The 6,487-nt window shown below is 73.4% G+C and carries 8 protein-coding genes; 2 read left to right on the plus strand and 6 right to left on the minus strand.

Annotated features, from left to right (window positions below):
- Positions 1 to 63: 63 nt before the first annotated feature.
- The 5 genes from ACFU7Z_RS33905 to ACFU7Z_RS33925 form a co-directional block, all read right to left on the minus strand.
- Positions 64 to 906, minus strand: a complete 843-nt coding sequence (locus ACFU7Z_RS33905; RefSeq protein WP_380781772.1) for a class E sortase — start codon at positions 904 to 906, stop codon at positions 64 to 66.
- Positions 907 to 943: 37 nt separating this feature from the next.
- On the minus strand, positions 944 to 2,038 hold the full coding sequence (locus ACFU7Z_RS33910) for a class E sortase (protein WP_053112322.1): 1,095 nt from the start codon (positions 2,036 to 2,038) through the stop codon (positions 944 to 946).
- A gap of 5 nt (positions 2,039 to 2,043) precedes the next feature.
- Positions 2,044 to 2,709 (minus strand): aminodeoxychorismate/anthranilate synthase component II, encoded by a 666-nt coding sequence (locus ACFU7Z_RS33915; RefSeq protein WP_074002166.1) that lies wholly within the window; start codon positions 2,707 to 2,709, stop codon positions 2,044 to 2,046.
- Positions 2,710 to 2,764: 55 nt separating this feature from the next.
- The gene (locus ACFU7Z_RS33920) at positions 2,765 to 2,944 is read right to left on the minus strand and encodes a hypothetical protein (RefSeq protein ID WP_049656795.1); all 180 of its coding nucleotides are present in this window, start codon (positions 2,942 to 2,944) and stop codon (positions 2,765 to 2,767) included.
- Positions 2,945 to 3,013: 69 nt separating this feature from the next.
- Complete coding sequence (locus tag ACFU7Z_RS33925) at positions 3,014 to 3,778, minus strand: DUF881 domain-containing protein (protein WP_380745407.1); 765 nt, start codon at positions 3,776 to 3,778, stop codon at positions 3,014 to 3,016.
- 169 nt (positions 3,779 to 3,947) lie between these two features.
- Between ACFU7Z_RS33925 and crgA the strand changes: the two genes are divergently transcribed.
- Positions 3,948 to 4,196 (plus strand): cell division protein CrgA, encoded by a 249-nt coding sequence (crgA, locus tag ACFU7Z_RS33930; protein WP_049656797.1) that lies wholly within the window; start codon positions 3,948 to 3,950, stop codon positions 4,194 to 4,196.
- A gap of 347 nt (positions 4,197 to 4,543) precedes the next feature.
- Here crgA and ACFU7Z_RS33935 read toward each other — a convergent pair whose 3' ends face one another.
- Positions 4,544 to 5,437 (minus strand): rhomboid family intramembrane serine protease, encoded by an 894-nt coding sequence (locus ACFU7Z_RS33935; RefSeq protein ID WP_074001947.1) that lies wholly within the window; start codon positions 5,435 to 5,437, stop codon positions 4,544 to 4,546.
- Positions 5,438 to 5,697: 260 nt separating this feature from the next.
- Here ACFU7Z_RS33935 and ACFU7Z_RS33940 point away from each other — a divergent pair, with 260 nt between their 5' ends.
- Positions 5,698 to 6,435 (plus strand): DUF5324 family protein, encoded by a 738-nt coding sequence (locus ACFU7Z_RS33940; protein ID WP_074001946.1) that lies wholly within the window; start codon positions 5,698 to 5,700, stop codon positions 6,433 to 6,435.
- The last annotated feature ends 52 nt before the right edge of the window (positions 6,436 to 6,487 follow it).

Genomic DNA, 6,487 nt, shown 5'->3' on the forward strand with positions numbered 1-6,487 from the left:
CCGCGACGAACGCGGCGGGCCCTCGGGCGTTCCGTACGGGCTCCAGGAGGCCCGTGGGCGGCTTCAGGAGTGCCGCAGCTCCGGCGGCGGGGTGCGCTTGGCGTCCATGTCGTCCACCCGCACCAGGCTCCCCCAGACGGCCATCCGGTAGCGCGAGGTGTACACCGGCGTGCAGGTGGTCAGGGTGATGTAGCGGCCGGGGCCCTCGTAGCCGGAGCGGGCCGGGACGGGCGCCACGATGCCGGTGTCGTACTTGGACGTCTCCGCCAGGGTGCTGTCGACCTTGTAGACGTACCACTTGTCCCGGGTCTCGACCACGACGGCGTCGCCCCGGTGGACGGCGTCCAGGTCGTGGAACTTGGCGCCGTGGCCGTCCCGGTGGGCGGCCAGCGCGAAGTTGCCCTGCTGGTCCCACGGCATCGCGGCCCGGTACGGCTGCTCGTAGACGCCCGCGACGCCGTCGTCCAGGACCTCGGTGGAGGTGCCCATCCGGATCAGCACCTGGTAGTCCCGGCCCATCGCCGGGACGTGCAGGAAGCCGACGTCGTCCCCGGCCGCGAACTGCTTCGGCACGGACCCGGCCTCGGCACCGGGGGCGCCGGGAGCAGCGGACGCGCCGGGGGCCGGGGCGGCGCCGGGCGTCGCCCCGGGGCCGGGGCGCGGGCCCGCGGCCCAGCTGCCGCGCAGCCGGTCGGCGGCCGCCGAGGCCGAGCGGTCCGCCTGCACGTTGGTCCACCAGAGCGAGTAGCCCACGAACAGGCCGAGCACCAGGCCCATGGTGATCAGCAGCTCGCCGAAGACCCCGAGCGCGGCCAGCGCCCGGCTCCGGCCCCGCCCGGCCCGCGGCCCGGGCGGGGCGAAGGCCTCCTGCGCCGGTTCGGCCGATCGCGCGCTCTCGTCCTGCATCTGCGGTGCTCCCCCTCCGGGCCGGGCGGCCGGGCGGCTACCCGCCCGTGATCGCGGCCGGCTTGCCCTGGGCACGCGGCCGTTCCTCGATCATCTTGCCAAAGACGATGAGGCGGAACTTGGAGGTGAACTCCGGCGTGCAGGTGGTCAGGGTGATGTAGCGGCCCGGACCGGCGTACCCCGCGCCGTTCGGCACCGGCTTGATCACGCTCACGTTGTTGGGGGAGGTCTCCGGGATGCCCCCGGTGACCTCGTAGGTGTAGTAGCCGGCGGCGGTCTCCACCACGATCTTGTCGCCCTTGCCGAGCTGGTTGATGTACCGGAACGGCTCGCCGTGGGTGTTGCGGTGGGCGGCCAGCGCGAAGTTGCCCGCCTTGTCGCCCGGCATCCCGGTTCCCGTGTAGTGGCCGACCAGGCCGTTGTCGAGCACCCCCGACTTGGAGGTGCCCTCGGCGATCGGGAACTTCAGCCCCAGCTTGGGCAGGTAGATGATGGCGAAGCCCTTGCCGGGCTCGAACACCTCGGGCTTGTCCGGCGCCGGGGCCGGCTGCCCCGGCTGGACGGGCGCGACGGCCGCGTTGAACTGCTGCTCCAGCTGGTTGCGGGCCCCGTCGGCGGCCGCGTCGGCCTGCACGTTGGTCCACCAGAGCTGGTACGCGACGAAGAGCAGCATCACCACGCCGAGCGTGATGCACAGCTCGCCGACGCTCCGGGCGGCCACCACGAGCACGGACTCCCGGGGGCGCACCCGCCCGGCGCCGCGGCCGTTCGACCGGCGCCGGCCGCTGCCGGAGCGCAGCGAGGTACGGCCCTGGGCGGCGCGGCGGCGCTCGGCCCGGCCACCGGTGGGGGCCGGTTCGGCGGCCGGCGCGCCGAGGTCCAGGGGCAGCCGCAGCTGGAGGGTCTGGTCGGGCAGCCAGGGGTACTCGGGCCCGTCCACGATGGGCTCCTGGGCCTGCTCGTACACGCCCCAGGCGTCCTCGGGCACGGTCTGCACCGGGATCCCCTGCCGGTACGGCGCACCGCCGGTGCCGTCGTCCTGGCCCGGGTACCGGGGCCCGCCGTACTGCTGCGCGGTGCCGTACGGGTCCGCCTCCGGCTGGAAACGCCCCTCCGGACGCAGCGAGGTCACGCCGGTCAGCCCCGGCCGATCACCGGGGCGAGCCCGGCCGACCGGTCGACCGCCTGCGGGAAGCCGCACTCCGCGAGCCAGTTGGCGAGCATCCGGTGCCCGCCCTCGGTGAGCACCGACTCGGGGTGGAACTGCACGCCCTCGACCGGCAGTTCACGATGCCTGAGCCCCATGATCACGCCGCTCCCGGTGCGCGCGGTGACCACCAGTTCGGCCGGCACGGTGGCCGGCTCGACCGCGAGCGAGTGGTAGCGGGTCGCGGTCAGCGGCGAGGGCAGGCCCTCGAACACCCCGCCGTCCTCGTGCTCGACCGGCGAGGTCTTGCCGTGCAGCAGCTCGGGCGCCCGGCCGACCACGGCGCCGTACGCGGCCGCGATCGACTGGAGGCCCAGGCAGACGCCGAACACCGGCAGCCCGATCCGCGCGCAGTGGTGCACCATCTCGATGCAGACCCCGGCCTCCTCCGGGGCGCCGGGCCCGGGGGAGAGCAGCACCCCGTCGAAGCCCTCGTCGCCGGAGCGGCGGACGGCGTGCTCGACGGTCACCTCGTCGTTGCGCACCACCTCGCAGGTGGCGCCGAGCTGGTACAGGTACTGGACCAGGTTGAAGACGAAGCTGTCGTAGTTGTCCACCACCAGGATGCGGGGCGGAGTGGTCGGCCGGGTCGTCATGCGCGCGTGGTCTCCGTGGGGTGCGGTGCGGGAAGGGAGTGCCGGGCCCGCCGGCTCAGCCGGTCGCGGCGCCGTCGCCGCCGTCCACTGTGACGTCGCCGAAGGGGAGCAGCGGTTCCGCCCACGGGAAGACGTAGGTGAAGAGGAGGTAGACGATCCCCAGCACGAGGAGCAGCGAAATGACGGCCCGGACCAGGGTGTTCCCCGGGAGGTGACGCCAGATCCAGCCGTACATGGTGCTCCCTCGACGTAGCGGACTGGGTTAAAGAGTAGACCCGCCGTGCGCGCCCGCGGGGCCGGTCCGCTACTGCTGGCCGCCCGCCGAACGCAGCTCGGTGGTGCCGGAGTAGCCGGGCAGGCTCAGCTCGCCGCTCTCCTGGACCTTCCAGCCCAGCCCGTACGCCTGGACGTACTGAAGGTAGTTGCGGACCGTCGGGTCCGCCTCGACGGCCGAGCGCAGGGTGTCCGTCCGCCCGACCGCCCTGACCACGTACGGCGGGGAGTAGACCCGGCCCTGGAGCAGCAGGGTGTTGCCGACGCAGCGGACGGCGCTGGTGGAGATCAGCCGCTGGTCCATCACCTGCACCCCTTCGGCGCCGCCCCGCCACAGCGCGTTGACGACGGCCTGGATGTCCTGCTGGTGGATGACCAGGTCGTTGACGCCGGGCTCGGGCACCCCCGGGATGCGCGCGGTGGCGTTCGGCGGGGCGTCGTTGAGGGTGACGGTCAGGCCGCCGCCCTGGAGCGGCTCCAGGGCCGCGCCGGAGCGCAGGCCGCCCAGCTGCGCGGCGTTGGCGGGGTCGTGGCCCTGCTGCTCGGTGAGCTGCTGGGCGCGGGCCTGGAGGTCGGCGAGCTGGGACTGCGCCTGCTGGTTCTGGGCGCTGCGCTGGCGGACCACGTCGCCGAGGCTGAGCAACGAGTTGTCGGTCCGCAGGTCGGTGCCGCGGGCGGTCTGCGCGCTGATGTAGAAGAGCAGTCCGGCGAGCGCGAAGACGGCGCAGGTCAGGGCACGTCCGACAATTCGGGTGCCGGAACGGCGGGTACGGGCCGGCTCAGGGGGAATCGACAAATTAGTCACCGTACCCTTATCTCCTCTAGACCCGCCGAGCCACTACGCTAACGGACGCCGGTGGCATGTGGCGGAGCGGTCCCCAGGACGTTTCTCCACAGCCGACCGCGGCCGATTCCACCCGCTGCACCCTGCGCGGTCTCACAGCGCATCGACAGGAGAGCTCCTCGTGCCGAAGTCTCGACTCCGCAAGAAGTCCGACTACACCCCGCCGACCACGGCCGCGGTGAAGATCAGTTCGGGCCGTGGTTGGGTCGCGCCGCTGATGCTCGCGCTGTTCCTGATCGGCCTGGTGTGGATCGTCACCTACTACGTGACCAGCGGCACCTACCCGGTCGAGAGCTGGCGCAACTGGAACATCCTGGTCGGCTTCGGCTTCATCGCCGCCGGCTTCGGCGTCTCCACCCAGTGGAAGTGACGCTCCGCCCGTCCTGAGGCTCGGCTTCGAGCCGTTTCCCGCCGCTCCGGATCGCTCGTCCCGGGGCGGCGGTCAGGCGTGCCCGGAGCCGGGCGGGAGCGCACCGGAATCCGGTCGGTTATCCCCACCATCGGACTGTCGGGCTTATCCACATGGTTATCCACACTGGGGAAAAGTCCCCCGGGCCTGTGGATAACTTTCCCCGGCGGGCCCGTCCACAGCTGTGCACAACTCCCCGGGAACGGGAGAACCGCACAGCAGGACACGCGTAGAACACCAGTCCACACCCGGGTGGTCGCACAGCCTGTGCACAACCCCGCACCCGCTGTGGACAAACGTCCGAGGGGTCAGGCCCCGTAGAGGGCCGTCCCGGCCAGCAGCATCCCCGCCTCGACCGCCACCGCGCCCGCCACCGTCAGCCCCTGCACCAGGCCACGGCGCTCGCGCGGGGCGTACATCAGGCCGACCGCCGTCAGCGAGCCGAGCAGCAGGCCGCCGACGTGCGCCCGCCAGTCGACGCCCGGTCGGGAGAAGGTGACCACCAGGTTGAAGACCAGGAACGCCATCGCCGGGCCGAGCGGGCCCCTGTTCCGCAGCTGCAGCACGATCGTGGCGCCGATCAGCCCGAAGACCGCCCCGGAGGCGCCCACAGAGTTCATCCAGCCGCCGGCCACCAGGAAGGCGAAGGTGCTGCCGCCCAGGCCGGAGACCAGGTAGAGGGCCAGGAAGCGGAGCCGGCCGAGCGCCTCCTCCAGCGACGGGCCGAGCCAGTACAGCACCAGCATGTTCATCCCGACGTGCCACCACTCCAGGTGCAGGAAGGTGGCGGTCAGCAGCCGGTACCACTGGTCCGGGCCGTCGGCGATGCCCGCCGGGCCGCCGAGGATGTCCCGCCCGGCGCTGAACAGCGACCAGGTCTGGCCCAGCCGCGGGGTGAGCACGAAGGCGGCCAGCACCCAGACCACGATGTTGAGCCCGATCAGCACCCGGGTGACCAGCCCGCCGTCGGCGGCCAGGGCCCCGCCGAACCGGGTGGTCGCCTGCCGCGACCCGGTGTGGCCGTTGCCGACGCACTCGGGGCACTGGAAGCCCACCGAGGCGGTCACCATGCACTGCGGGCAGATCGGCCGCTCGCAGCGGGTGCAGGAGACCCCGGTGGGGGTCTGCGGGTGCCGGTAGCAGTCGGGCGGTCCGGCCTCCGGGGACCGGTCGACCGACGGCCTCGGCTCGTCCGGGAGCATCAGCGGGTCCCCTTCCCGTACACGACCTCCGAAACCGCCAGCCTACTGCCGCGCCCCCGCCCCCGGACCGGCTCCCCCACAGCCGGACCCGGCTTTCTCCGCCCCGCCGGGGGCCCTGTCCTCACGCCCGCCCCGTCCGGCCCGCCCCGGCAGGGGCCCCGCGTACGGCCCACCCCGACATGCCTCCGGACAAATCAGCATGCATGATCAGCATTCAGGTGGATATGTGCATAAAGGACACCACCCAGGAGGAGAGACTCGTGAGCTTTTCGGATTCGGCCCGTGAGACGGCCACCAGGACCCGGGACACCGCCGCACAGTTCGCGGACGGCGCCAAGCAGCGCCTCGGCCCCGCCTTGGACGCCTTCGGTCCGAAGGCCGCACAGGCCGCCCACCACCTCCGCTGCCAGTACGACCGGCACCTCGCCCCCCAGTTCGGCCAGGCCTTCGCCAACCTGCCGCCGGAGGCCCAGCAGAACACCCTGAAGGCCCTCCACCGGGCCCAGGAGGCCGCTCTGGCGGCCCGCCTGTCCGCCGCCCGGGCCGCGGACCAGGCGCGCGCCACCGTCGGCCCCAGGGTCGCCCAGGCGGTCGAGGAGGCCCGCGCCACCGTCGGCCCGGTCGCCCACGAGGCCCAGGCCCGCGGCGCCGCCGCGCTGACCGCCCTCCAGGGCAACGTCAGCTCGGCCGAGATCAGCGAGCTGGCCGCCCGGAACGCCAGGAAGGAGCAGTGCAACCGCCTGGCCACCGGCCTCGCCGTGGCCGGCCTGCTGGCGATCGGCGGCGGCATCGTGGCCTGGCAGTGGTGGCGCCGGCACAGCAACCCGGAGTGGCTGGTCGAGCCCCCGGCCCCGCAGGAGCCCCGGCCGGCCGGCGCGCACGCCGCCTCCACGCCGGTGAACGGCTCCGGCCCGGAGGCCGTCGCCGAGTCGACGGACGGGTCCCCGACCGCCGGGAAGGACGGCCCCGCCGCCGAGGACGGCCCCGGGTCGCGCTGACCGTACGGGCGAGCGCCCGGAAACGCCGATCGGCCGCCGACCAGGATCCTGG

Source organism: Kitasatospora sp. NPDC057518, from assembly GCF_042802075.1.
Classification (GTDB): Bacteria; Actinomycetota; Actinomycetes; order Streptomycetales; family Streptomycetaceae; genus Kitasatospora.